Annotated in this window: 23 protein-coding genes; 21 read left to right on the plus strand and 2 right to left on the minus strand. The window is 72.3% G+C overall.

The window, feature by feature from the left end:
• From ACZ7EC_RS25610 to ACZ7EC_RS25665, 12 genes are all read left to right on the plus strand, one after another.
• Positions 1-1287: a dihydroorotase gene (locus ACZ7EC_RS25610; RefSeq protein ID WP_471066046.1), complete on the plus strand. Its 1287-nt coding sequence runs from the start codon at positions 1-3 to the stop codon at positions 1285-1287.
• Positions 1284-1844, plus strand: a complete 561-nt coding sequence (locus ACZ7EC_RS25615) for a PH-like domain-containing protein (protein ID WP_471066047.1) — start codon at positions 1284-1286, stop codon at positions 1842-1844. The genes ACZ7EC_RS25610 and ACZ7EC_RS25615 overlap by 4 nt, the downstream gene beginning before the upstream one ends.
• Complete coding sequence (carA, locus tag ACZ7EC_RS25620; RefSeq protein WP_471066049.1) at positions 1841-2983, plus strand: glutamine-hydrolyzing carbamoyl-phosphate synthase small subunit; 1143 nt, start codon at positions 1841-1843, stop codon at positions 2981-2983. Before ACZ7EC_RS25615 ends, carA begins: the two co-directional genes overlap by 4 nt.
• Positions 2976-6284, plus strand: coding sequence for a carbamoyl-phosphate synthase large subunit (gene carB / locus ACZ7EC_RS25625; protein WP_471066051.1), 3309 nt, complete (start codon positions 2976-2978; stop codon positions 6282-6284). The genes carA and carB overlap by 8 nt, the downstream gene beginning before the upstream one ends.
• A 74-nt stretch (positions 6285-6358) precedes the next feature.
• Entirely contained in the window at positions 6359-7465 is a 1107-nt protein-coding gene (locus ACZ7EC_RS25630; RefSeq protein WP_471066052.1) for a quinone-dependent dihydroorotate dehydrogenase, read from the plus strand.
• The gene (gene pyrF, locus ACZ7EC_RS25635) at positions 7462-8307 is read left to right on the plus strand and encodes an orotidine-5'-phosphate decarboxylase (RefSeq protein WP_471066054.1); all 846 of its coding nucleotides are present in this window, start codon (positions 7462-7464) and stop codon (positions 8305-8307) included. The genes ACZ7EC_RS25630 and pyrF overlap by 4 nt, the downstream gene beginning before the upstream one ends.
• A 270-nt stretch (positions 8308-8577) precedes the next feature.
• Positions 8578-8901: an integration host factor gene (locus ACZ7EC_RS25640; protein WP_037651003.1), complete on the plus strand. Its 324-nt coding sequence runs from the start codon at positions 8578-8580 to the stop codon at positions 8899-8901.
• Positions 8902-8961: 60 nt separating this feature from the next.
• Positions 8962-9519 (plus strand): guanylate kinase, encoded by a 558-nt coding sequence (gmk, locus tag ACZ7EC_RS25645; protein ID WP_471066056.1) that lies wholly within the window; start codon positions 8962-8964, stop codon positions 9517-9519.
• 53 nt (positions 9520-9572) lie between these two features.
• Positions 9573-9845: a DNA-directed RNA polymerase subunit omega gene (gene rpoZ / locus ACZ7EC_RS25650; protein ID WP_005319902.1), complete on the plus strand. Its 273-nt coding sequence runs from the start codon at positions 9573-9575 to the stop codon at positions 9843-9845.
• A 103-nt stretch (positions 9846-9948) separates the two neighbouring features.
• Positions 9949-11151 (plus strand): bifunctional phosphopantothenoylcysteine decarboxylase/phosphopantothenate--cysteine ligase CoaBC, encoded by a 1203-nt coding sequence (gene coaBC / locus ACZ7EC_RS25655; protein WP_471066205.1) that lies wholly within the window; start codon positions 9949-9951, stop codon positions 11149-11151.
• Positions 11152-11399: 248 nt separating this feature from the next.
• A complete protein-coding gene (metK, locus tag ACZ7EC_RS25660) occupies positions 11400-12608 on the plus strand; it encodes a methionine adenosyltransferase (RefSeq protein ID WP_037650999.1) in 1209 nt (402 codons plus the stop codon).
• A 168-nt stretch (positions 12609-12776) separates the two neighbouring features.
• Entirely contained in the window at positions 12777-14936 is a 2160-nt protein-coding gene (locus ACZ7EC_RS25665) for a primosomal protein N' (protein WP_471066058.1), read from the plus strand.
• A 77-nt stretch (positions 14937-15013) separates the two neighbouring features.
• Here the strand turns inward: ACZ7EC_RS25665 and ACZ7EC_RS25670 are convergent, their stop codons facing one another.
• Positions 15014-15562, minus strand: coding sequence for a hypothetical protein (locus ACZ7EC_RS25670; RefSeq protein WP_471066060.1), 549 nt, complete (start codon positions 15560-15562; stop codon positions 15014-15016).
• A 282-nt stretch (positions 15563-15844) separates the two neighbouring features.
• On the opposite strand from ACZ7EC_RS25670, the gene fmt reads away from it, so the two are divergent.
• From fmt to ACZ7EC_RS25715, 9 genes are all read left to right on the plus strand, one after another.
• Complete coding sequence (gene fmt, locus ACZ7EC_RS25675) at positions 15845-16777, plus strand: methionyl-tRNA formyltransferase (protein WP_471066062.1); 933 nt, start codon at positions 15845-15847, stop codon at positions 16775-16777.
• 261 nt (positions 16778-17038) lie between these two features.
• A complete protein-coding gene (locus tag ACZ7EC_RS25680) occupies positions 17039-18460 on the plus strand; it encodes an RsmB/NOP family class I SAM-dependent RNA methyltransferase (protein WP_471066064.1) in 1422 nt (473 codons plus the stop codon).
• Between the two features lie 172 nt (positions 18461-18632).
• Positions 18633-19319, plus strand: a complete 687-nt coding sequence (rpe, locus tag ACZ7EC_RS25685; protein WP_471066066.1) for a ribulose-phosphate 3-epimerase — start codon at positions 18633-18635, stop codon at positions 19317-19319.
• A 90-nt stretch (positions 19320-19409) separates the two neighbouring features.
• Positions 19410-20453 (plus strand): sugar-binding transcriptional regulator, encoded by a 1044-nt coding sequence (locus ACZ7EC_RS25690; protein WP_397986932.1) that lies wholly within the window; start codon positions 19410-19412, stop codon positions 20451-20453.
• Between the two features lie 297 nt (positions 20454-20750).
• On the plus strand, positions 20751-21254 hold the full coding sequence (locus tag ACZ7EC_RS25695; protein ID WP_471066068.1) for a guanyl-specific ribonuclease: 504 nt from the start codon (positions 20751-20753) through the stop codon (positions 21252-21254).
• The gene (locus tag ACZ7EC_RS25700) at positions 21251-21571 is read left to right on the plus strand and encodes a barstar family protein (RefSeq protein ID WP_471066070.1); all 321 of its coding nucleotides are present in this window, start codon (positions 21251-21253) and stop codon (positions 21569-21571) included. Before ACZ7EC_RS25695 ends, ACZ7EC_RS25700 begins: the two co-directional genes overlap by 4 nt.
• Before the next feature lie 182 nt (positions 21572-21753).
• Entirely contained in the window at positions 21754-23196 is a 1443-nt protein-coding gene (locus ACZ7EC_RS25705) for a GuaB1 family IMP dehydrogenase-related protein (protein WP_471066071.1), read from the plus strand.
• 97 nt (positions 23197-23293) lie between these two features.
• Positions 23294-24739 (plus strand): amino acid permease, encoded by a 1446-nt coding sequence (locus ACZ7EC_RS25710; RefSeq protein WP_471066073.1) that lies wholly within the window; start codon positions 23294-23296, stop codon positions 24737-24739.
• Between the two features lie 14 nt (positions 24740-24753).
• Complete coding sequence (locus ACZ7EC_RS25715; RefSeq protein WP_471066075.1) at positions 24754-25206, plus strand: Lrp/AsnC family transcriptional regulator; 453 nt, start codon at positions 24754-24756, stop codon at positions 25204-25206.
• Positions 25207-25290: 84 nt separating this feature from the next.
• Here ACZ7EC_RS25715 and ACZ7EC_RS25720 read toward each other — a convergent pair whose 3' ends face one another.
• Positions 25291-26031, minus strand: a complete 741-nt coding sequence (locus ACZ7EC_RS25720; protein ID WP_471066077.1) for a GntR family transcriptional regulator — start codon at positions 26029-26031, stop codon at positions 25291-25293.
• Between the last annotated feature and the right edge of the window lie 138 nt (positions 26032-26169).

Here is a 26169-nt window from a genome sequence, read left to right on the forward strand (position 1 = left end):
ATGAGCAAGATCCTGATCCGCGGTGCGAAGGTGCTCGGCGGCGAGCAGCGGGACGTGCTGATCGACGGCGAGACCATCGCCGAGGTGGGCACCGGCCTCGACGCCGAGGGCGCCGAGGTGATCGAGGCCGGGGGCAAGGTGCTGCTGCCGGGCCTGGTGGACCTGCACACCCATCTGCGCGAGCCCGGCCGCGAGGACTCCGAGACCGTCCTCACCGGCACCCGCGCGGCCGCGAGCGGCGGCTACACCGCCGTGTTCGCCATGGCCAACACCTTCCCCGTGGCCGACACCGCCGGCGTGGTCGAGCAGGTCTGGCGGCTCGGCAAGGAGCACGGCTACTGCGACGTCCAGCCCATCGGCGCCGTCACCGTCGGCCTGGAGGGCAGGAAGCTCGCCGAACTCGGCGCCATGCACGAGTCCGCCGCCGGGGTCACCGTCTTCTCCGACGACGGCAAGTGCGTGGACGACGCGGTGATCATGCGCCGCGCCCTGGAGTACGTGAAGGCGTTCGGCGGCGTCGTCGCCCAGCACGCCCAGGAGCCCCGGCTGACCGAGGGCGCCCAGATGAACGAGGGTGTCGTCTCGGCCGAACTGGGGCTCGGCGGCTGGCCGGCGGTCGCCGAGGAGTCGATCATCGCCCGCGACGTCCTGCTCGCCGAGCACGTCGGCTCCCGCGTCCACATCTGCCACCTGTCGACCGCCGGCTCCGTCGAGATCGTCCGCTGGGCCAAGTCCCGCGGCATCCAGGTGACCGCCGAGGTCACCCCGCACCACCTGCTGCTCACCGACGAGCTGGTGCGCACCTACGACCCCGTCTACAAGGTGAACCCGCCGCTGCGCACCGAGCGCGACGTCATGGCGCTGCGCGAGGCCCTCGCCGACGGCACGATCGACATCGTCGCCACCGACCACGCCCCGCACCCGCACGAGGACAAGGACTGCGAGTGGGCCGCGGCCGCCATGGGCATGGTGGGCCTGGAGACCGCGCTGTCGGTGGTGCAGGAGACCATGGTCGACACGGGCCTGCTGGACTGGGCCGGCGTCGCCGACCGCATGTCCGTCAAGCCCGCGCGGATCGGACAGGCCCCCGGACACGGCCGTCCCGTCTCGGCCGGTGAGCCTGCCAACCTCACCCTGGTCGACACGGCATACCGTGGCCGGGTGGACCCCGCGGGCTTCGCCTCGCGCAGCCGCAACACCCCCTACGAGGGGCGCGAGCTGCCGGGCCGTGTGACGCACACCTGGCTGCGGGGCAAGGCCACGCTCGTCGACGGGAAGCTCACGTGACACCTGCAATCCTCCTGGCCGCGGCCGAGAAGTCGGCCCCGGTCACCGACTGGCCGGCCCGCATCGGCTGGCTCGCCGGACTCCTGCTGTTCATCGCGCTCGTCTACTGGCTGATGCGCGAGGGCTGGAAATGGCGCGCCACGCTCCAGAGCGACATCCCGGAACTCCCCGGCGTGCCCGAGGAGACCGGCCCGGTGAGACTGAGCATGAGCGGCCGCTACCACGGCTCCACCACGGCGGGACAGTGGCTGGACCGCATCGTGGCGCACGGCCTGGGCACCCGCAGCCTGGCCCGGCTCACCCTCACCGACGCGGGTCTCCAGGTCGAGCGCCCCGGCGCGGACGACTTCTTCATCCCCGCCGCCGCGCTGCGCGAGGCCCGGCTCGACAAGGGCATCGCGGGCAAGGTCCTCACCGAGGGCGGACTGCTCGTGGTGACCTGGGCGCACGGCGACAAGCTGATCGACTCCGGCTTCCGCTCCGACCACGCGGCCGAGCACCCCGAATGGGTCGACACGCTCAACCACATGATCAACGACACGGAAGGCGTACGATGACGACCTCCACCAGGGGAGCCGCGAAGACTCCCGCCGTACTCGTACTGGAGGACGGCCGCACCTTCCGCGGCCGCGCCTACGGGGCCGTGGGGGAGACCTTCGGCGAGGCCGTGTTCTCCACCGGCATGACCGGCTACCAGGAGACCCTGACCGACCCGTCGTACGACCGCCAGATCGTCGTCGCCACCGCCCCGCAGATCGGCAACACCGGCTGGAACGACGAGGACGACGAGTCGGGCCGCATCTGGGTCTCCGGCTACGTGGTCCGCGACCCCGCGCGCGTGCCGTCCAACTGGCGGGCCAAGCGCTCCCTGGACGACGAGCTGGAGCGCCAGGGCGTCGTCGGGATCTCCGGCATCGACACCCGCGCCCTCACCCGTCATCTGCGCGAGCGCGGCTCCATGCGCGCCGGCATCTTCTCCGGCGCGGCCATCGCCGGGGACGCCGAACTCCTGGCCCGTGTGCAGGCGCAGCCGCACATGAAGGGCGCGAGCCTCTACGAGGAGGTCGCGACCAAGGAGGCGTACGTCGTCCCCGCGGTCGGCGAGAAGAAGTTCACCGTCGCCGCCATCGACCTCGGCATCAAGGGCATGACCCCGCACCGCATGGCCGAGCGCGGCATCGAGGTGCACGTCCTGCCCGCCACCGCCACCGCCGACGAGGTCTACGCCGTCGAGCCGGACGGCGTGTTCTTCTCCAACGGCCCCGGCGACCCCGCCACCGCCGACGGCCCGGTCGCCCTGATGACCGCCGTCCTGGAGCGCCGGACGCCGCTGTTCGGCATCTGCTTCGGCAACCAGATCCTCGGACGCGCCCTCGGCTTCGGCACCTACAAGCTGAAGTACGGCCACCGGGGCATCAACCAGCCGGTCCAGGACCGTACGACCGGCAAGGTCGAGGTCACCGCGCACAACCACGGTTTCGCCGTCGACGCGCCGCTGGACAAGGTCAGCGACACCAAGTTCGGCCGCGCCGAGGTTTCGCACGTCTGTCTGAACGACGACGTCGTGGAGGGGCTCCAGCTGCTCGACCAGCCCGCCTTCTCCGTCCAGTACCACCCCGAAGCGGCGGCCGGTCCGCACGACGCCGCCTACCTGTTCGACCGCTTCGTTTCCCTGATGGAGGGCCAGCGTGCCTAAGCGCACCGATATCCAGTCCGTCCTGGTCATCGGCTCCGGCCCGATCGTCATCGGCCAGGCCGCGGAGTTCGACTACTCCGGCACCCAGGCGTGCCGCGTGCTCAAGGCCGAGGGCCTGCGCGTCATCCTCGTCAACTCCAACCCGGCGACGATCATGACCGACCCGGAGATCGCCGACGCCACGTACGTCGAGCCGATCACGCCCGAGTTCGTCGAGAAGATCATCGCCAAGGAGCGCCCCGACGCCCTGCTGCCCACCCTGGGCGGCCAGACGGCCCTGAACACCGCCATCTCGCTGCACGACAACGGCGTCCTGGCCAAGTACGGCGTCGAGCTGATCGGCGCCAAGCCCGAGGCCATCCACAAGGGCGAGGACCGCGACCTGTTCAAGGACGTGGTGGAGGAGGTCCGCCGCAAGATCGGGTACGGCGAGTCCGCCCGCTCCGTGATCTGCCACTCCATGGACGACGTCCTCAGGGGCGTCGAGACGCTCGGCGGCTACCCGGTCGTCGTGCGCCCCTCCTTCACCATGGGCGGCGCCGGCTCCGGCTTCGCCCACGACGAGGAGGAGCTGCGCCGCATCGCCGGCCAGGGCCTCACTCTCTCGCCGACCACCGAGGTACTCCTGGAGGAGTCCATCCTCGGCTGGAAGGAGTACGAGCTGGAGCTGATGCGCGACAAGAACGACAACGTCGTGGTCGTCTGCTCCATCGAGAACTTCGACCCCATGGGCGTGCACACCGGTGACTCCATCACCGTCGCGCCCGCGATGACGCTCACCGACCGCGAGTACCAGGTCCTGCGCGACGTCGGCATCGCCGTGATCCGCGAGGTCGGCGTCGACACCGGCGGCTGCAACATCCAGTTCGCGGTCGACCCGGTGGACGGCCGGGTGATCGTCATCGAGATGAACCCGCGCGTGTCGCGTTCCTCGGCGCTCGCCTCCAAGGCGACCGGCTTCCCGATCGCGAAGATCGCCGCGAAGCTGGCCGTCGGCTACACCCTGGACGAGATCCCGAACGACATCACGCAGGAGACCCCGGCCTCCTTCGAGCCCACGCTCGACTACGTGGTCGTCAAGGCGCCCCGGTTCGCGTTCGAGAAGTTCCCGCAGGCCGACTCCACGCTGACCACCACGATGAAGTCGGTCGGTGAGGCCATGGCCATCGGCCGCAACTTCCCGGAGGCGTTCCAGAAGGCGCTGCGCTCGCTGGAGAAGAAGGGCAGCCAGTTCGCCTTCACCGGCGAACCCGGCGACAAGGAGGCGCTGCTGCGCGAGGCGGTGCGGCCCACCGACGGCCGGATCAACACCGTCATGCAGGCCATCCGCGCCGGCGCCACCCCCGAGGAGGTCTTCGAGTACACGAAGATCGACCCCTGGTTCGTGGACCAGCTGTTCCTCATCAAGGAGATCGCGGACGAGCTGGCCGAGGCCCCCGAGCTGACCGGCGAACTGCTCGGCGAGGCCAAGCGGCACGGCTTCTCCGACCAGCAGATCGCCGAGATCCGCGGCCTGCGCGAGGACGTCGTCCGCGAGGTGCGGCACGCCCTCGGCGTCCGCCCGGTCTACAAGACGGTCGACACCTGCGCCGCCGAGTTCGCCGCCCGCACGCCGTACTTCTACTCCTCCTACGACGAGGAGTCCGAGGTCGCCCCGCGCGAGAAGCCGGCCGTCATCATCCTCGGCTCCGGCCCCAACCGCATCGGCCAGGGCATCGAGTTCGACTACTCCTGCGTCCACGCCTCCTTCGCGCTGTCCGACGCCGGGTACGAGACCGTGATGGTCAACTGCAACCCGGAGACCGTCTCCACCGACTACGACACCTCCGACCGGCTGTACTTCGAGCCGCTCACTCTGGAGGACGTCCTGGAGATCGTGCACGCCGAGCAGCAGGCGGGCCCGGTCGCCGGTGTGATCGTCCAGCTCGGCGGCCAGACCCCGCTGGGCCTCTCGCAGGCACTCAAGGACAACGGCGTGCCGGTCGTGGGCACCTCCCCTGAGGCGATCCACGCCGCCGAGGACCGCGGCGCCTTCGGCCAGGTCCTCGCGGAGGCCGGCCTGCCCGCGCCCAAGCACGGCACCGCCACCACCTTCGCGGGGGCCAAGGCCATCGCCGACGAGATCGGCTACCCGGTCCTGGTGCGGCCCTCGTACGTGCTCGGCGGGCGCGGCATGGAGATCGTCTACGACGAGACCCGCCTCGCCGCCTACATCGCCGAGTCCACCGAGATCAGCCCCTCCCGCCCGGTCCTCGTCGACCGCTTCCTGGACGACGCCATCGAGATCGACGTCGACGCGCTCTACGACGGCGAGGAGCTGTACCTCGGCGGCGTCATGGAGCACATCGAGGAGGCCGGCATCCACTCCGGCGACTCGGCGTGCGCGCTGCCCCCGATCACCCTCGGCGGCTTCGACATCAAGCGGCTGCGCGCCTCCACCGAGGCCATCGCCAAGGGCGTCGGCGTGCGCGGTCTGATCAACATCCAGTTCGCGATGGCCGGCGACATCCTCTACGTCCTGGAGGCCAACCCGCGCGCCTCCCGTACGGTCCCCTTCACCTCGAAGGCGACCGCGGTGCCGCTCGCCAAGGCCGCCGCCCGGATCTCCCTGGGCGCGACCATCGCCGAGCTGCGCGCCGAGGGGCTGCTGCCGAAGAACGGCGACGGCGGCGAGCTGCCGCTGGACGCGCCGATCTCCGTCAAGGAGGCCGTGATGCCCTGGTCGCGCTTCCGCGACATCCAGGGCCGCGGCGTGGACACCGTCCTCGGCCCGGAGATGCGCTCCACCGGCGAGGTCATGGGCATCGACTCCGTCTTCGGCACGGCCTACGCCAAGTCGCAGGCGGGCGCCTACGGGCCGCTGCCCACCAAGGGCCGCGCGTTCATCTCGGTCGCCAACCGCGACAAGCGTTCGATGATCTTCCCGGCCCGCGAGCTGGTCGCCCACGGCTTCGAGCTGCTGGCCACCTCCGGCACCGCCGAGGTCCTCAAGCGCAACGGCATCAACGCCACCGTGGTCCGCAAGCAGTCCGAGGGCACCGGCCCGAACGGCGAGAAGACCATCGTCCAGCTCATCCACGACGGCGAGGTCGACCTCATCGTCAACACGCCGTACGGCACCGGCGGCCGCCTCGACGGCTACGACATCCGTACGGCCGCCGTCGCCCGCTCCGTGCCGTGCCTGACGACCGTCCAGGCGCTCGCCGCGGCCGTCCAGGGCATCGACGCCCTCAACCACGGCGACGTGGGCGTGCGCTCCCTCCAGGAGCACGCGGAACACCTGACCGCAGCCCGCGACTAGCGGAACGCGCAACCCCAGCCGCCCAAGAGGGGGGACTCCGGAAACGGCGTCCCCCCTCGGTGTGAGGACACGTGATGTATCACCTCTTCTTCCGTCTGGTCTTCAAACGGATGGACCCCGAGAAGGCCCACCACCTCGCCTTCCGCTGGATCCGGCTCGCCGTGCGCGTGCCCGTGCTGCGCACCTTCGCCGCGGCGGCCCTCGCGCCCCGGTACAAGGAGCTGCGCACCGAGGCGTTCGGGCTGCGGATGCACGGCCCGTTCGGGCTCGCCGCCGGATTCGACAAGAACGCCGTCGCGATCGACGGCATGTCGATGCTGGGCTTCGACCACGTCGAGATCGGCACGGTCACCGGCGAACCGCAGCCCGGCAACCCCCGCAAGCGGCTGTTCCGGCTCGTCGCGGACCGCGCGCTGATCAACCGCATGGGCTTCAACAACGACGGCTCGCTGGCCGTGGCGGCCCGCCTGGCCACCCGCGAGCCCGTCTTCAGGACCGTGGTCGGCGTCAACATCGGAAAGACCAAGGTCGTCCCGGAGGCGGAGGCCGTCGCCGACTACGTGAAGTCCGCCGAGCGCCTCGCGCCGTACGCCGACTACCTGGTCGTCAACGTCTCCTCGCCGAACACGCCCGGACTGCGCAACCTCCAGGCCGTCGACCACCTGCGCCCGCTGCTGACCGCGGTCCGCGAGGCCGCCGACCGCGTGGTCGCCGCCCGCCGCGTCCCGCTCCTGGTGAAGATCGCGCCGGACCTCGCGGACGAGGACGTGGACGCCGTCGCCGACCTGGCCGTGGAACTCGGCCTGGACGGCATCATCGCCACCAACACCACCATCGCCCGCGACGGCCTGGGCCTGAAGTCCCCGGCCGCGCTGACCGGGGAGACCGGGGGCCTGTCCGGCGCGCCCCTCAAGGCCCGCTCCCTGGAGGTCCTGCGCCGCCTGTACGCGCGCGTGGGCGACCGGATCACCCTGGTGGGCGTCGGCGGCATCGAGACCGCCGAGGACGCCTGGCAGCGCATCCTGGCCGGTGCCACGCTGGTCCAGGGCTACAGCGCCTTCATCTACGAGGGCCCCTTCTGGAGCCGCGCGATCCACAAGGGTCTCGCCGCCCGCCTGCGCACCAGCCCCTACGCCACCCTCGCCGACGCTGTCGGCGCCGATGTGAGGAAGCCCGCATGACTTCGCCCGAGCCCTTCGGCGCCCGGCTGCGCCGCGCCATGGACGAGCGCGGCCCGCTGTGCGTCGGCATCGACCCGCACGCCTCCCTGCTCGCCGAGTGGGGCCTGAACGACGACGTGGCGGGCCTGGAGCGGTTCAGCCGCACCGTGGTCGAGGCCATGGCCGACCGGGTGGCCGTGCTGAAGCCGCAGAGCGCGTTCTTCGAGCGGTTCGGCTCGCGCGGCGTCGCCGTCCTGGAGAAGTCGGTCCAGGAGGCGCGCGCAGCCGGCGCCCTGGTCGTGATGGATGCCAAGCGCGGCGACATCGGCTCCACCATGGCCGCCTACGCGGAGGCCTTCCTGCACCCGGACGCGCCGCTGTTCTCCGACGCGCTGACCGTCTCGCCGTACCTCGGCTACGGCTCGTTGAAGCCGGCCGTGGAGCTGGCCGGGCAGCACGGCGCCGGGCTGTTCGTGCTGGCGCTCACCTCCAACCCGGAGGGCGGCGAGGTGCAGCACGCGGTGCGCGCCGACGGCCGGGGCGTGGGCGCGACCATGCTGGCCCACCTGGCGGCCGAGAACGCGGGGGCGCAGCCGCTGGGCTCCTTCGGGGCGGTCGTCGGCGCCACGCTCGGCGACCTGTCCTCGTACGACCTGGACATCAACGGCCCGCTGCTCGCGCCCGGCATCGGCGCCCAGGGCGCGACCCCGGCCGACCTTCCGGGGGTCTTCGGGGCGGCCGTTCGCAATGTCGTGCCGAACGTCAGCCGGGGCGTGCTGCGGCACGGACCCGACGTCGGGGCGCTGCGCGCGGCGGCCGGGCGCTTCGCGGAGGAGATCGGGGCGGCCGTCGCCGGGGGCTGAGACCCGCCCGCCGGACGCTCGCCTGAGCGGACCGGCGCCGAATTGAGTGTGAATACATCTTCAAATCGAGGGCAGTATGTCTGAAATGTCCGGCCTGACGGAGGCTGACCAGGACTTTTCCGCTGTTCTCGCTGACTCTGGCGGAGTTGGCCGCTAGTCTCCGAGCGAGGGTGAACGGGCAAGCGTGTTGCTCGTGGCTCCCCAGGTGTGGGGCGACTAGGTTCCTCACCGGTCCGTATCCGACAGTTCGACATCCGAGGTGACGTAGGCGTGGCTCTACCGCCCCTTACCCCTGAACAGCGCGCAGCCGCGCTCGAAAAGGCCGCCGCGGCTCGCCGGGAGCGGGCCGAGGTCAAGAATCGACTCAAGCACTCCGGCGCCTCCCTGCACGAGGTGATCAAGCAGGGCCAGGAGAACGACGTCATCGGCAAGATGAAGGTCTCCGCGCTGCTGGAGTCCATGCCGGGCGTGGGCAAGGTCCGCGCCAAGCAGATCATGGAGCGTCTGGGCATCTCCGAGAGCCGCCGTGTGCGGGGCCTCGGCTCCAACCAGATCGCCTCCCTGGAGCGTGAGTTCGGCAGCACCGGCGCCTGAGTCCGGCCCCGCACCGGACCGGAGTCCCGGACACTCCGGGATTGCTGGAATAATCGCTGCATGAGTGAACGTCCGCGGCTGACCGTGCTCTCCGGCCCCTCGGGGGTCGGCAAGAGCACGGTCGTCGCCCATATGCGCAAGGAACACCCCGAGGTCTGGCTCTCGGTGTCGGCGACGACCCGCAAGCCGCGCCCCGGTGAGCAGCACGGAGTCCACTACTTCTTCGTCACCGACGACGAGATGGACAAGCTGATCGCCAACGGCGAGCTGCTGGAATGGGCCGAGTTCGCCGGCAACCGGTACGGCACGCCCCGCGCGGCCGTCCTGGAGCGGCTGGAGAAGGGCGAGCCCGTCCTGCTGGAGATCGACCTCCAGGGCGCCCGCCAGGTCCGTGAGTCCATGTCCGACGCACGGCTGGTGTTCCTGGCTCCGCCCTCCTGGGAGGAGCTGGTGCGCAGGCTCACCGGCCGCGGCACCGAGTCGCCCGAGGTCATCGAGCGCCGCCTGGAGGCGGCCAGGACCGAGCTGGCGGCCGAGCCGGAGTTCGACGAGACCCTGGTCAACACCTCCGTCGAGGACGTGGCCCGCGAGCTGCTAGCCTTGATGGACGTTGTGTAATCGTGACTGTGATCACGATCATTGATTCTTTTCCATCCATCGGAAGGTAGAGCGTGTCCTCTTCCATCACCGCGCCCGAGGGCATCATCAACCCGCCGATCGACGAGCTCCTCGAGGCAACCGACTCGAAGTACAGCCTCGTGATCTACGCGGCCAAGCGTGCTCGCCAGATCAACGCGTACTACTCGCAGCTCGGCGAGGGCCTCCTCGAGTACGTGGGTCCGCTCGTCGACACCCACGTCCACGAGAAGCCGCTCTCGATCGCCCTGCGCGAGATCAATGCCGGTCTGCTGACCTCCGAGGCCATCGAGGGCCCGGCCCAGTAGTACTTTTCAGACCGCAGATGGGTTTATCCACAGGCCCGGCAGCACGCTGCCGGGCCTGTGGTGTGTCATGGGTGTTGCACGTTTTCCGGACCGAGGAGACATGGTGGACAAGCCGAGGGTGGTACTGGGCGTCAGCGGTGGCATCGCCGCCTACAAGGCCTGTGAGCTGCTGAGAAGGTTCACCGAGTCGGGCCATGACGTGCGAGTGGTGCCGACCGCCTCCGCGCTGCGCTTCGTCGGCGCCGCCACCTTCTCCGCGCTGTCCGGCAACCCCGTCGCCACGGATGTCTGGGACTCCGTGCACGAGGTGCCGCACGTCCGCATCGGGCAGCACGCCGACCTCGTCGTGGTCGCCCCCGCCACCGCCGACATGCTCGCCAAGGCCGCCCACGGACTCGCCGACGACCTGCTCACCAACACCCTCCTGACGGCCCGCTGCCCGGTGGTCTTCGCCCCGGCCATGCACACCGAGATGTGGGAGCACCCCGCCACTCGGGAGAACGTGGCCACGCTGCGCCGCCGGGGCGCCGTCGTCATCGAGCCCGCCGTCGGCCGCCTCACCGGTGTCGACACCGGCAAGGGCCGGCTGCCCGATCCGGGCGAGATCTTCGAGGTCTGCCGCCGGGTGCTCGCCCGCGGCGTCCAGGAGCCCGACCTGCGCGGCCGCCATGTGGTGGTCTCCGCGGGCGGCACCCGCGAGCCCCTGGACCCGGTGCGCTTCCTCGGCAACCGCTCCTCCGGCAAGCAGGGCTACGCCCTCGCCCGTACCGCGGCCGCCCGCGGCGCGCGGGTGACGCTGATCGCGGCCAACACCCAGCTGCCCGACCCCGCCGGCGTGGACGTCGTACAGGTCGGCACCGCGGTCCAGCTGCGCGAGGCCGTACTGAAGGCCGCGGCGGACGCCGACGCCGTCGTCATGGCCGCGGCCGTCGCCGACTTCCGGCCCGCGGCCTACGCCACCGGCAAGATCAAGAAGAAGGACGGCAAGGAGCCCGACCCCATCGTTCTGGTGCGCAATCCGGACATCCTGGCCGAGGTCTCGGCCGAACGGGCCAGGGCCGGACAGGTGATCGTGGGCTTCGCCGCCGAGACCGACGACGTGCTCGCCAACGGCCGCGCCAAGCTCGCCCGCAAGGGCTGCGACCTGCTCGTGGTCAACGAGGTGGGGGAGCGCAAGACCTTCGGCTCCGAGGAGAACGAAGCCGTCGTACTGGGCGCCGACGGCAGCGAGACTCCCGTGCCGCACGGGCCCAAGGAGGCTCTCGCCGACATCGTCTGGGACCTGGTCGTGGACCGCCTCGACTGACCCCGGCGCGGCCGGCCGGGCGAATCCGGTGACCGGTTCGGGCCATGCCCGGATCGGGGACCGATACCCTGGCCAAGGTCGCCGGGCATTGTGCACAATGCCCGTGCCGCAGGTCACAGCGCTCCCGAGAGGCGAGACAGTGGTCCATCGGCCGAGCGCGACCGATAAACTGTTGAAGGTCGACCGGGCGCAGCCCCGCGTCGACTGCAAATGATCAGCCAGCAGCCGCTGCAACCCCAGGGAGCGTTGTGTCCCGTCGCCTGTTCACCTCGGAGTCCGTGACCGAGGGTCACCCCGACAAGATCGCTGACCAGATCAGCGACACCATTCTCGACGCGCTTCTGCGCGAGGACCCGTCCTCACGGGTCGCCGTGGAGACGCTCATCACCACCGGCCTGGTGCACGTGGCCGGCGAGGTGACCACCAAGGCGTACGCGGACATCGCGACCCTGGTCCGCGGAAAGATCCTGGAGATCGGCTACGACTCCTCGAAGAAGGGCTTCGACGGCGCCTCCTGCGGCGTGTCGGTGTCCATCGGCGCGCAGTCCCCGGACATCGCGCAGGGCGTCGACACGGCCTACGAGTCCCGTGTCGAGGGCGATGAGGACGAGCTGGACAAGCAGGGCGCGGGCGACCAGGGCCTGATGTTCGGCTACGCGTCCGACGAGACGCCGACCCTGATGCCGCTGCCGGTCTTCCTGGCGCACCGCCTGTCGAAGCGGCTGTCGGACGTGCGCAAGAACGGCACCATCCCGTACCTGCGCCCCGACGGCAAGACGCAGGTCACCATCGAGTACGACGGCGACAAGGCCGTCCGCCTCGACACCGTCGTCGTCTCCTCGCAGCACGCCTCCGACATCGACCTCGAGTCGCTGCTGGCCCCCGACATCCGCGAGTTCGTGGTGGAGCCGGAGCTGAAGGCGCTGCTGGAGGACGGCATCAAGCTCGACACCGAGAACTACCGCCTCCTGGTCAACCCGACGGGCCGGTTCGAGATCGGTGGCCCGATGGGTGACGCGGGCCTGACCGGCCGCAAGATCATCATCGACACGTACGGCGGTATGGCCCGGCACGGCGGCGGCGCGTTCTCGGGCAAGGACCCGTCCAAGGTGGACCGCTCGGCCGCGTACGCGATGCGCTGGGTCGCGAAGAACGTCGTGGCCGCGGGGCTCGCCTCGCGCTGCGAGGTGCAGGTGGCGTACGCGATCGGCAAGGCCGAGCCGGTGGGCCTGTTCGTGGAGACCTTCGGCACCCACAAGGTCGACACCGACCGGATCGAGAAGGCCATCGACGAGGTCTTCGACCTCCGCCCGGCCGCGATCATCCGCGACCTCGACCTGCTCCGCCCGATCTACGCCCAGACGGCTGCCTACGGCCACTTCGGCCGCGAACTCCCCGACTTCACCTGGGAGCGCACGGACCGCGTGGACGCCCTGCGCAAGGCCGCGGGCGTCTGACCCCCCCCACGGCACGTCGAGGCCCGGTTTCCCTTCGGGGGGCCGGGCCTCGACGTCTTCCTGGCCGCTCCTGCCCCCGTCTCGGCACTCCGCCCCGTGGGCGGGAGGGTCTCGGACGGACCCCGGTGGCTCGGGCCGTTGTCAGTCGGGTTTGGTAAGAATGCAGGCGTGAGCAGCGAGAACGGGGGACCCCGAGCGGACGGGGAGCGCGGCGCCGAAGGGGCGCCGCCGGAGCAGCTCGCGCTCATCCGGGAGAGCGTGCGCGAGGCCAAAACGCCCCGCGCCAAGCCGCGGACCTGGCGGGGCGCCGCGCTCGCCGAGCACCTGCCGGTCGCACGGGTGCTGGTCGACAAGGGCGTCCTGCACCTCGACCGGTACTTCGACTACGCGGTCCCCGCCGAGCTGGACGAGCAGGCACAGCCCGGTGTGAGGGTGCGCGTGCGCTTCGGCGCCGGACGGCACCGGGTGCGCGAGGGCCGCCGCGAGGGCGGCGGCCTCATCGACGGCTTCCTCATCGAACGGCGGGCCGAGTCCGACTACTCCGGCCCCCTCGCCGCGCTCGCCCAGGTCGTGTCGCCCGAACCCGTGCTCGGCGGGGAACTGCTCGGCCTCGCCCGCGCCGTCGCCGACCGGTACGCGGGCAGCCTCGCCGACGTCCTCCAGCTCGCCGTACCGCCCCGCAACGCCCGCGCCGAACAGCGCACCTCGCCCGCACCCCTGCCACCCCCGAAGGCCCCCGACCCCGGCCCCTGGACGCGGTACGAACAGGGCGGCGCCTTCCTGCGGACCCTGGCCGGCGGCGGCGCCCCCCGCGCCGTGTGGCACGCGCTGCCGGGCCCGCGATGGAGCGAGGAACTGGCCCGCGCCGTCGCCGCCACGCTCGCCTCGGGACGCGGCGCGCTCGTCGTCGTACCCGACGGACGCGCCGCCGCACGCGTCGACGCCGCCCTCACCGCCCTGCTCGGCCAGGGGCACCACGCCCTGCTCACCGCCGACGCCGGGCCCGAGAAGCGGTACGCGCAGTGGCTCGCGGTGCGGCGCGGATCCGTGCGCGCGGTCGTCGGCACCCGCGCCGCCATGTTCGCGCCGGTGCAGAACCTCGGCCTGGTCGCGATCTGGGACGACGGCGACGACAGCCACAGCGAACAGCACGCCCCCCAGCCGCACGCCCGCGACGTCCTGCTGCTGCGTGCCACCCTCGACAAGTGCGCCTTCCTGCTGGGCGGCTTCTCCTGCACCGTCGAGGCGGCCCAACTGGTCGAGACCGGCTGGGCGCGCCCCCTGGTCGCCGGCCGGGAGCAGATCCGGCGCTCCGCGCCCCTCGTCCGCACCGTCGGGGACCAGGACCTCGCCCGCGACGAGGCCGCCCGCGCCGCCCGGCTGCCCACCCTCGCCTGGCAGACGGCCCGCGAGGGGCTGCGGCACGGACCGGTGCTGGTCCAGGTGCCGCGCCGCGGGTACGCCCCGCGCATGGCCTGCGACCGGTGCCGGGCCCCGGCGCGCTGTGTGCACTGCTCCGGGCCGCTCCAGGGTCAGGACGCGGGGGTGCTGCGCTGCGGCTGGTGCGGGCGCGCGGAGGGTGCCTGGCACTGCCCCGAGTGCGGCGGTTTCCGGCTGCGCGCCCAGGTGGTGGGCGCCCGGCGCACCGCCGAGGAACTGGGCCGGGCCTTTCCCGCCGTACCGGTGCGCACCTCGGGGCGCGAACACGTACTGGACACCGTGCCGGACACCCCCGCGCTGGTGGTGAGCACTCCGGGCGCCGAACCGGTCGCCGAGGGCGGCTACGCGGCGGCGCTGCTGCTCGACGGCTGGGCCATGCTCGTCCGACCCGATCTGCGGGCCGGGGAGGACGCGCTGCGTCGGTGGATCGCGGCGGGGGCGCTGGTCCGGCCGCAGGGCGAGGGCGGCACGGTGGTCGTGGTGGCCGAGCCGACCCTGCGGCCCGTACAGGCGCTGGTGCGCTGGGACCCCGTCGGACATGCGCTGCGGGAGCTGTCCGAGCGGGCCGAGCTGGGCTTCCCGCCGGTGTCCCGGATGGCGGCCGTGTCCGGGACACCGGCGGCGGTCGCCGAATTCCTCGCCGCGGTCGAACTCCCGCCGGATGCCGAGGTGTTGGGACCCGTGCCGCTGCCGCCCGCGCCGCCCGGCGGGGCCCGCAGGCCAGGGGCGCCACCGCCCGGCGAGCACTGGGAGCGGGCCCTGGTGCGGGTCCCGCCGGGCAGCGGCTCGGCATTGGCCTCCGCGCTGAAGACCGCGCAGGCCGCGCGGATGGCGCGCGGGAGCGGTGAGGCGGTGCGGGTGCGGATCGATCCGCCGGACCTCGGCTGAGGCCGGGAAAACCGGTAGTGCCGGACGACCGGCAACCTCCCGGAGCTTCCCCGAGGCTTCCGGGAGGGCGGGGGCGGTCAGCCGTTGCGCGGGCCGGGAAAGGCCGTCGGGCGGGCGTCCTCCCGCAGCGTCGGGCTGCCCGCGGTCGGCTGGGTGGGCATGGAGCGGGCCGCGGGGACCGTCGGCACCGGCATCGCGGGCAGACCGGAGTTCACATTGAGCGTGCGGGTGCCCGACGGCTCCGGGCTCCGCTCGGCCTCGGCCGCCGCCTGGGCGGCGGCGCGGCGGGCGCCGTAACGGCGGTGCACCGCCTGCTTGGTGACGCCGAGCGCCGAGCCCACCGCGTCCCAGGAGAAGCCCAGCGAGCGGTCGAAGTCCACGGCGGCCGTGACCAGGGTCTCGACGCTGTCCCGGAGCTCCTGGGCGAGGCGGACGGTCGGGGCGGGGGCGCGTCCGTAGACGACGAAGCCCGTGGACGGCCCGGTGCGGCGCGGACGGTAGACGTTGCCCAACTGGGCGGTGAGCGTGCGCAGTGCGTCCACCTGCCGGCGGACCCGCTCGATGTCCCGCACCAGCAAGTGCAGGCTGGCCCGAGCCTGGGCGTCGTGGGTTGCATGGTCGGCCATGAACAAGCCTCTCGAACCGGCGTTGAAAGGAATCGGGCGGCCGAAGCGGCCCTATGTGGTCAACTCTCTCTTGACCAACGCGTCTGCGGTCCGCTGGTCACGGGGTGGGGGCGTACGGGCATATGCGTACGCCGTCGCACCACCCGCGCGCCGCCCGTTTCCAGTGGGCCCGCGCGCCGGGCGAGTTGACCGCGGCCGTGCATCGCGCGGTGCCGGATGCCGGGCGGCCATAGACTGGTGTGCTGCCCGTCCGATCCCCGCCCGAGAGGCCCGATCCCGCCCATGAAGCTCGTCTTCGCCGGTACCCCCGAGGTCGCCGTACCCGCCCTGGACGCCCTGCTCGCCTCCGGGCGGCACGAAGTGGCCGCCGTCGTCACCCGGCCCGACGCCCCCGCGGGCCGGGGCCGCAGGCTGGTCGCGTCACCCGTGGCCGAGCGCGCGGAGGAGGCCGGCATCGAGGTGCTCAAGCCGGCCAAGCCGCGGGACCCCGAGTTCCTGGCGCGGCTCACGGAGATCGCTCCGGACTGCTGCCCGGTCGTCGCCTACGGCGCCCTGCTGCCCCGCGCCGCCCTCGACATCCCGGCCCACGGCTGGGTCAACCTGCACTTCTCGCTGCTGCCCGCCTGGCGCGGCGCGGCGCCCGTGCAGCACGCGCTGATGGCGGGCGACGAGATCACGGGCGCGAGCACCTTCCTCATCGAGGAGGGCCTGGACTCCGGGCCGGTGTACGGCACGGTGACCGAGGAGATCCGGCCCACCGACACCAGCGGCGACCTGCTGACCCGGCTGGCCTTCGCCGGGGCCGGGCTGCTCGCGGCCACCATGGACGGCATCGAGGACGGCACCCTGAAGGCCGTACCGCAGCCCGCCGAGGGCATCACCCTCGCGCCGAAGATCAACGTCGAGGACGCGGAGGTGGACTGGGCGGCGCCCGCGCTCCGCGTCGACCGGGTCGTGCGCGGCTGCACCCCGGCGCCCGGCGCCTGGACCACCTTCCGAGGCGAACGGCTCAAGCTCATCCAGGTCGCCCCGGTGCCCGAGCGCACCGACCTCGCGCCGGGCCACCTCGCCGTCGGCAAGAACAGCGTCCATGTGGGCACCGGCTCCCACGCCGTCGAACTCCTCTGGGTCCAGGCCCAGGGCAAGAAGCCGATGCGCGCCGCGGACTGGGCCCGCGGGGCCCGGATCGGCGAGGGGGAGACGCTGGGCGGATGAGCCCGAGGGGGCCGGGTGCCTGTCCGGCCGGTCCGGACGGGCACGCGCGGCCGATCCGGGGGAGCGGATGCCGGTGTGAGAACGGTCCGGGGAGCGGACGCCGGTGGGAGAAGGGGCAGGGACGCGGACACCGAGTACGGACGGCGCCCGAGACCGTGGCCGGCCCGGTGAGCGCGATCCTCCCCACCCGCACGCCCCCGCCCACCCTCCTCGACGTACGCTTGCCCGCATACCCCTTTTCACCACCGGAGCACCTTTTTCGTGAGCGAGCAGTCGCGGCGGGGTCGTAAGCCCGCCAAGCCCTACCGGCGTCCCAAGAAGGACCCCGTCCGCATCCTGGCCTTCGAGGCGCTGCGGGCGGTGGACGAGCGGGACGCGTACGCCAACCTGGTGCTGCCCCCGCTGCTGCGCAAGGCGCGGGAGAAGGACGACTTCGACGCGCGGGACGCCGCGCTCGCGACCGAGCTGGTGTACGGGACGCTGCGCCGCCAGGGCACGTACGACGCCGTCATCGCCGCCTGCGTGGACCGCCCGCTGCGCGAGGTCGACCCGCCGGTGCTGGACGTGCTGAGCCTCGGCGCGCACCAGCTGCTCGGCACCCGGATCCCGACGCACGCCGCCGTGTCCGCCACCGTGGAGCTGGCCCGCGTCGTGCTCGGCGACGGGCGCGCCAAGTTCGTCAACGCGGTGCTGCGCAAGATCGCCCAGGACGACCTGGACGGCTGGATCGGCAAGGTCGCGCCGCCCTACGACGAGGACCCCGAGGACCACCTCGCCGTCGTGCACTCCCACCCCCGCTGGGTCGTCTCCGCGCTGTGGGACTCCCTGGGCGGCGGGCGCGCCGGGATCGAGGAACTGCTCGCGGCCGACAACGAGCGGCCGCGGGTGACCCTGGTCGCGCGGCCGGGCCGGGCCACCACCGAGGAGCTGCTGCGCGAGGACGCCGCGGAGGCCGGTCGCTGGTCGCCGTACGCCGTGCGGCTGGCCGAGGGCGGGGAGCCGGGCGCGGTCGAGGCGGTGCGCGAGGGCCGCGCCGGAGTGCAGGACGAGGGAAGCCAGCTGGTCGCCCTCGCGCTGGCCAACGCGCCCCTGGAGGGGCCGGACACCAAGTGGCTCGACGGCTGCGCCGGACCCGGCGGCAAGGCGGCCCTGCTGGGAGCGCTCGCGGCCGAGCGGGGTGCCGTACTCCTCGCGTCGGAGAAGCAGCCGCACCGGGCCGGTCTGGTGGCCAAGGCGCTGGCCGGCAATCCGGGGCCGTACCAGGTCATCGCGGCGGACGGCACGCGGCCGCCGTGGCGGCCTGGCAGCTTCGACCGGGTGCTGGTGGACGTGCCCTGCACCGGGCTCGGCGCGCTGCGCCGACGGCCCGAGGCACGCTGGCGCCGGCGCCCCGAGGACCTGGACAATTTCGCTCCTCTCCAGCGCGCTCTGCTGCGCACTGCGCTCGACTCGGTGCGCGTCGGCGGTGTGGTCGGCTATGCCACCTGCTCTCCGCACCTCGCCGAGACGCGCGTGGTCGTCGCCGATGTGCTCAAGCAGTACCCGGACGCCGAACTCGTCGACGCCCGGCCGCTGCTGCCCGGCGTCCCCGCGCTCGGGGACGGCCCGGACATCCAGCTGTGGCCGCATGTGCACGGCACCGACGCGATGTACCTCGCGCTGATCCGCAGGACCGCCGGCTGACGGACGCGGACCGGCCGCGCGGCTCTCAGTTCACCGCATGCGCCCGCCTCGTCGCCGTCGGTTGTCCACAGACACGGAAACACCATCCGACAAACAACGCATCGGTATGATGAGCGGTCTCACCTGTGGACGGACGGGAACATCAGTGCCTCGGACATGGCAGTCTTGGGGCATGGCAGCGCAGATCAACCCCAGCATCCTGTCCGCCGACTTCGCCCGCCTGGCGGAGGAGGCCAAGGCTGTCCAGGGCGCCGACTTCCTTCACGTCGACGTCATGGACAACCACTTCGTCCCCAACCTCACGCTCGGCGTGCCGGTGGTGGAGTCCCTGGCCCGCGCGACGGACACCCCGCTGGACTGCCACCTGATGATCGAGGACCCCGACCGCTGGGCTCCTCAGTACGTGGAGGCGGGCGCCTCGTCCGTCACCTTCCACGTGGAGGCGGCCGCCGCCCCGGTGCGCCTCGCCCGCGAGATCCGCGCCAAGGGTGCGCGCGCCGCGATGGCGCTCAAGCCCGCGACGCCGATCGAGCCGTACGAGGACCTGCTGCCGGAACTCGACATGCTGCTGATCATGACCGTCGAGCCGGGCTTCGGCGGCCAGGCCTTCCTCGACATCATGCTGCCGAAGATCCGCCGCACCCGTGAGCTGATCGCCAAGCATGGCCTTCAGCTCTGGCTCCAGGTCGACGGCGGCGTCTCGGAGGCCACGATCGAGCGGTGCGCGGAGGCGGGCGCCGACGTGTTCGTGGCCGGCTCGGCGGTCTACGGGGCCAAGGACCCGGCAGAGGCGGTGCGTGCCCTGCGCGCTCGGGCGGAGGCGGCCACGGCCCGCGCCTCCTGGGCATGCGACCACTGAGCCACGGCTACGTGAACGGTTGAGAGAACGCCGCCCATCAGGGCGGATCAGTCGCGCCGGATCTGCAAGGATGAACGGCGAATCCAGAGTGTGAACAGCAGTGAGGAGATCGCCGTGTCGGGTATGTCGGCGGGCCGGTCAGCCATGCGGATGGGACCCGCTGAGCTGGTCCAGGCGGCGGCCATGGCCCGCCGCTTCTACCTCGAGGGCAAGTCCAAGATCCAGATCGCGGAGGAGTTCGGCGTCAGCCGCTTCAAGGTGGCACGGGTCCTGGAGACCGCTCTCGAACGGGATCTCGTGCGTATCGAGATCCGCGTACCGGCCGAGCTGGACGCCGAGCGCTCCGACGCGCTCCGCGCCCGCTACGGCCTGCGGCACGCCGTCGTGGTCGAGTCCCCGGCCGAGGCCGAGGAGACCCCCGACCCGGAGAACCTCGGCGAGGTCGCCGCGGACCTGCTCGGCGAACTGGTCAACGAGGGGGATGTGCTCGGCCTCGCCTGGGGCCGCTCCACCATCCACATGGCGGCGGCGCTGGACCGGCTGCCACCGTGCACCGTGGTGCAGCTGACGGGTGTGTACGACGCCGGTACCTCCGAGCGCGGCTCGGTCGAGGCCGTGCGCCGTGCGGCCCAGGTCTCGGGCGGCGACGCCCACCCGATCTACGCGCCGATGCTGCTGCCGGACGTCGCCACCGCGGCGGCCCTGCGCAACCAGACGGGGATCGCCCGCGCCTTCGAGTACTTCGACAAGGTCACGGTCGCCTGCGTCTCCATCGGTTCCTGGGAGCCGGGCATCTCGACGGTGCACGACATGCTCAGCGACGAGGAGCGGGCGCACTACGCCTCGCTCGGCGTCGCCGCCGAGATGGCCGCGCACCTCTTCGACGCCGAGGGGCGCCGGATCGGGCGGGACCTCGGGGAGCGGTGCATCACCGTCAAGGCCGACCAGTTGCGCCGTATCCCGGAGGTCGTCGCGATCGCCGGCGGCCAGCGCAAGGCGGCCGCGATCGACGCGGTGCTCCGCTCCGGACTGGTCACCAGCCTGGTCACGGACACCTCGGCCGCGGACTACCTGATGACGGCGGGCCCGACGCCGAAGGCCGCCCTGAGCCGCCAGGACCCCGACGGGCAGTGAGGGGGCCGGAGGGCGAGGCCGTGCGCGGCGGGGCGTGCCGTCGGCGGCACGGCCGCGGCGCCGCCGGGGTGACGACGACGGTCCGCCGGCCGGGCGGCTGAAGGGCTGCCGGACCGGAGTCCACGGATCGTCCGCCGGCCGCCGGCCACGCGGCGCGGAGCGGAGTCCGGGTCCGGAGCCCCCGTCCGGGGCCCGCCGCCGCTCGGGCTCCGCGCGCCGGCCCTCCCGGCGGTTCGCGGCGTCCTCCTACCGACATACCCGCGACGTACCCGCGACCGCCGTGGCAGCATCGTCCGCATGCCGTCCTTGTTCCGCCCCTCGCCCCCGGCGTCCGAACGGCCCCCTGCCGGGCCGCCCGGCCGGCCGCTGTCCCGCCCCCTGTCCCGGCTGCTCGCGGGGCTGCTCGTCGTCCTCGCCGTGCTGCTCGCCGGGTGCGCACCGAAGGCGACGACGGGCGGCGGCACGACGGGGACGCGTACCGGCTCGGCGACCAGCCCTGCCGCCACGCCCGGCTGGGCCAGGGGCATGGCGACCGTACCCGCGTCGCGGTTGCCGGCCGAGGCGCGGCGGACGCTGGCGCTCATCGACCGGGGCGGCCCCTACCCCTACGCACGGGACGGGATCGTCTTCGGGAACTTCGAGCGGCATCTGCCGGGGCACCAGCGCGGCTACTACCACGAGTACACCGTGCCGACACCGGGTGCACGCGACCGCGGGGCCCGGCGCATCATCACCGGACAGGGCGGGGAGTTCTACTACACCGATGATCACTACAACTCGTTCCGGGCGGTGCTGAGATGACCGGAAACCTCGCGGACCGCCGGATCGTCACCCTGGACCTCACCGGGGTGGCGGACAAGTCCGGCCTGATGGACGCCGTGGCGCGGGCGCTCGCCCTGCCCGACTGGTTCGGCCGGAACTGGGACGCGCTCCTCGACAGCCTCTGCGACCCCTCGGTCTGGCCGGCCGAGGCGGCCGGGCGGGGGCTGCTGCTCGTCGTCACGGGGTGGGAGCCGTACGGGCAGGCACGCCCCGACGAGTGGCGGGTGGCCCGCGAGGTCTTCACCGAGGCGAGCGAGCGCACCGACCCGCTCACGGTGGCCCTCGCCCTGGCCTGACGTCCCTCGCCCGCCCCCTGGTGACCAGCGCTTTCGGTGGATCGTCCGAAGGCGGGACGGCCGCGCTGGAGGTTCCGCCCGGAGACGGCCGGGGGCGGGGCATGGGAGAATGAAGTACGTGCTCTTTTCCCCCTGGCGCACCCGTCGGGGGGTCACCTCTGAACGACTGGGATGTGCGGCACGTGCGTTTCCTCAATGACATCCGGCCCACGTACGACCTGACGTACGACGACGTGTTCATGGTGCCGAGCCGCTCCGCCGTGGGCTCGCGGCAGGGTGTGGACCTCAGCTCGCCGGACGGCACGGGAACGACCATCCCGCTCGTCGTCGCCAACATGACCGCCATCGCCGGGCGCCGCATGGCCGAGACCGTGGCCCGCCGCGGCGGCCTCGTGGTCATCCCGCAGGACATCCCGAACGATGTGATCATCGACGTGGTCTCCTGGGTCAAGAGCCGCCACCTGGTGCTGGACACCCCCATCGTGCTGGCTCCGCACCAGACCGTCGCCGACGCCCTCGCGCTGCTGCCCAAGCGGGCGCACAACGCGGGTGTGGTCGTGGACGAGAACCAGCGGCCCATCGGTGTCGTCACCGACACGGACCTCACCGGCGTCGACCGCTTCACGCAGCTCGAAGTGGTCATGTCCAAGGACCTGCTCCTGCTGGACGCGGACATCGACCCGCGCGAGGCCTTCAACACCCTCGACGCGCACAACCGCCGTTACGCCCCCGCCGTCGACAAGGACGGCAGGCTGGCCGGCATCCTCACCCGCAAGGGCGCCCTGCGCGCCACGCTGTACACCCCGGCCGTGGACGCGAAGGGCAGGCTGCGCATCGCCGCCGCCGTCGGCATCAACGGCGATGTGGCGGGCAAGGCCAAGGAACTGCTCGACGCGGGCGTGGACACCCTCGTCATCGACACCGCGCACGGCCACCAGGAGTCGATGATCAGCGCGATCAAGGTGGTGCGCGCGCTCGACCCGCAGGTGCCCATCGTCGCGGGCAACATCGTCTCCGCCGAGGGCGTCAAGGACCTGATCGACGCGGGCGCGGACATCATCAAGGTCGGGGTCGGTCCCGGCGCCATGTGCACCACCCGCATGATGACCGGCGTGGGCCGCCCGCAGTTCTCCGCCGTGCTGGAGTGCGCCGCCGAGGCGAAGAAGTACGGCAAGCACGTGTGGGCCGACGGCGGTGTCCGCCACCCGCGCGACGTCGCCATGGCGCTCGCCGCCGGCGCCTCGAACGTCATGGTGGGCTCCTGGTTCGCCGGTACGTACGAGTCTCCGGGCGACCTCCAGAACGACGCGAACGGCCGCCCGTACAAGGAGTCGTTCGGCATGGCCTCCGCCCGCGCCGTGCGCAACCGCACGTCGGAGGAGTCGGCCTACGACCGCGCCCGCAAGGCGCTGTTCGAGGAGGGCATCTCCACCTCGCGGATGTTCCTCGACCCGGCCCGTCCGGGCGTCGAGGACCTGATCGACTCGATCATCGCGGGCGTCCGCTCCTCCTGCACCTACGCCGGCGCCGGTTCGCTGGAGGAGTTCGCCGAGCGTGCCATCGTCGGCGTCCAGAGCGCGGCCGGATACGCCGAGGGCAAGCCGCTGCACGCCAGCTGGAGCTGATCCCGCGCGCCCTTCGGCCCCCGCCGCGACGGCGGGGGCCGAAGGCGTCCGATGACCGGAGCGCGGCCTTCCGCCAGGTGTCGTACCGTGGAGGGCGATGATCACGCGTCGGCAGCCGCCCGCGGGCCTCGGTGCCCGCCTGATGCGCCGCAAGCCCGTGGAACTGCTGGTCGCCGAGGGCGGCCAGGGCGAGGGTGGCACGCTGCGGCGCTCCCTCGGGCTGTGGCAGCTGACCATGATCAGCATCGGGGCCACGCTCGGCACCGGCATCTTCGTGGTCCTCGGCGAGGCCGTCCCCAAGGCGGGCCCCGCCGTCATCCTGTCCTTCGTGCTGGCCGGAGTCACCGCGCTGTTCTCGGCCCTGTCCTACGCGGAACTCGCGGGCACCATCCCGGTCGCCGGCTCCTCCTACTCGTACGCCTACGCCACGATGGGCGAGCTGATCGCCTGGGTCTGCGGCTGGTGCCTGCTGCTGGAGTACGGCGTCTCGGTCGCCGCCGTGGCGGTCGGCTGGGGCCAGTACCTGAACGAGCTGCTGGACGGCACCGTCGGCTTCGCCTTTCCGGCCGCCCTGTCCGCCCCGCCGGGCCACGGCGGCGCCTTCAACCTGCCCGCCCTGATCGTCGTACTTCTCGCCATGGTGTTCCTGCTCGGCGGGGCCAGGGAGTCCGCGCGGGTCAACACCGTGATGGTGTGCGTGAAGATCGCCGCGCTGATCCTGTTCTGCGCGGTCGGCCTCATGGGCGTCAGGGCCGGTGACTACACGCCCTTCATGCCGCTCGGCATGGCCGGGGTCAGCGCGGCGGGCGGCACGCTGTTCTTCTCCTACATCGGCTTCGACGCCGCCTCCACCGCGGGGGAGGAGGCGAAGGACGCGCCGCGCGACCTGCCGCGCGCGATCATGCTGTCGCTGGCCATCGTGACCGCCCTGTACGTCCTGGTCGCGGCCGTCGCGGTCGGGGCCCGGCCGTGGCGCTCCTTCAGCGGCTCCGAGGCCGCGCTCTCCCAGATCATGCGGGACGTCACCGGGCAGCGCTTCTGGGCGACCCTGCTGGCCTTCTGCGCGGTCGTCGCCATCGCGAGCGTGGTGCTGACCGTGCTCTACGGCCAGACGCGCATCCTGTTCGCCATGTCCCGCGACGGTCTGATGCCGAGGATCTTCGAGCGGGTGCACCCGAGGAGCGGAACCCCGCGGGCCAACACCGTGATCGTGTCCCTGTTCTGCGGCGTCCTCGCGGCGGCGGTGCCGCTGGGGCAGCTGGCCGACGCCACCAGCATCGGCACGCTGTTCGCCTTCGCGCTCGTCAATGTGGCGGTGGTGGTGCTGCGCCGGACACGGCCGGGGATGCGGCGCACGTTCCGGGTGCCGCTGTCGCCGCTGCTGCCCGCGCTCGGCTTCTTCTTCTGCGTGTGGCTCATGGGCAGCCTGTCCGCCGTGACCTGGACGGTGTTCGGTGTCTGGCTGGCGGTCGGGCTCGTGTTCTACTTCGTATACGGCTTTCGCCGGTCCCGTCTCGCTGAAGAAGTACTCGCAAAGAAGTAAGTGAACCACCTGCTGTGCTGAACGATCTCGACGAACGCATCGTGCACGCCCTCGCCGAGGACGCCCGCCGCTCCTTCGCGGACATCGGGCAACTGGTCGGACTGTCCGCGCCCGCGGTGAAACGCCGCGTCGACCGGTTGCGGGCCACCGGGGCGATCACCGGCTTCACCGTGCGGGTGGATCCCGCGGCCCTCGGCTGGGAGACCGAGGGGTACATCGAGATCTACTGCCGCAGCAACACGTCACCGGAGACGATCCTGCGGGGTCTGGAGCGGTACCAGGAGGTCGTGTCGGCCTCTACGGTCACCGGGGACGCGGACGCCATCGTGCAGGTCTTCGCGTCGGACATGCGGCACTTCGAGCGGGTGCTGGAACGGATCGCGGGGGAGCCGTTCGTGGAACGGACGAAGTCCGTGCTGGTGCTGTCGCCGCTGCTGCGGAGGTTTTCCTCGGGCGCGCCGGGATAGAGGCGGATCCCGGCTCGGGGCCCGGTCCGGCTGCGCGGGAAACCACGGCGAACCCGCGCGCGGCACCCGGACCGCGTCCCGGACCTACCCCGCGGCCTTCCGCGCCAGAGCGTTGTTGCCGATCGAGTTGTGCACGCTGAACGTCACCGCGTCCGGCCGGTACCGGTCGTCCGACCACTCCACCGGCCGCCCCTCCCGCGTCGTCGTCACGCGGCGCACCCGCAGCAGCGGGCTGGTCCGGCGCACGCGCAGCAGTCCGGCGTCGCGCGCACCGCAGGCGACCGCGTCGATGAGGTGCTCGCCGTAGGCGAAGACCAGGCCGGTGTCGTCGTACAGGCGCTGGGTGACGGAGGGGCAGTCGGGCTCGATGGACTCGACGGCGGGGGAGATCCAGTCGGCGTAGACGGTGCGTTCGAGCAGCACCGGGTCACCGTCCAGGCCGCGCAGCCGCAGCACGTGCAACACCGGTGTGTGCAAGGGGAGTTGCAGGCGGACGGCGTCCTCGTGGGTGGCCGGTCGGTAGGTCTGCTCGACCACGTGCCCGGTCGCCTCGCGGCCCATCGCGCGGGCCCACTGGGCGAAGCTGCGCAGCTCCTCGAAGCTCTGGCTGCGGCGGCTCGCGAGGACGACGCGGCGGGCGCCCTGGCGGGAGCCGATCAGCCCCTCGGCGGTGAGCGCGGCGACGGCCTGGCGGACCGTGCCGCGCGAGACGCCGTAGTGGGCGGCCAGTTCCGACTCCGAGGGCAGCCGGCTGCCGACCGTGTACTGCTCGCGGTCGATCGCGCGGCGCAGCTCGTCGGCGATCTCCTCGTGTCGCGCCGTCATGCTTCCCCTCTGCGTAGGCGGCTGTGCACAGCGTGACCAGCCTAATCGACGTTTCACAGTCTTCCGGACGAGCCGCAACTGTGCAGGGAAACGGCGGCTTCCGTTCCCTCCGCGTTCATGGACGGGACACCGGAGACG

It is taken from the genome of Streptomyces sp. NPDC037203 (assembly GCF_055605065.1).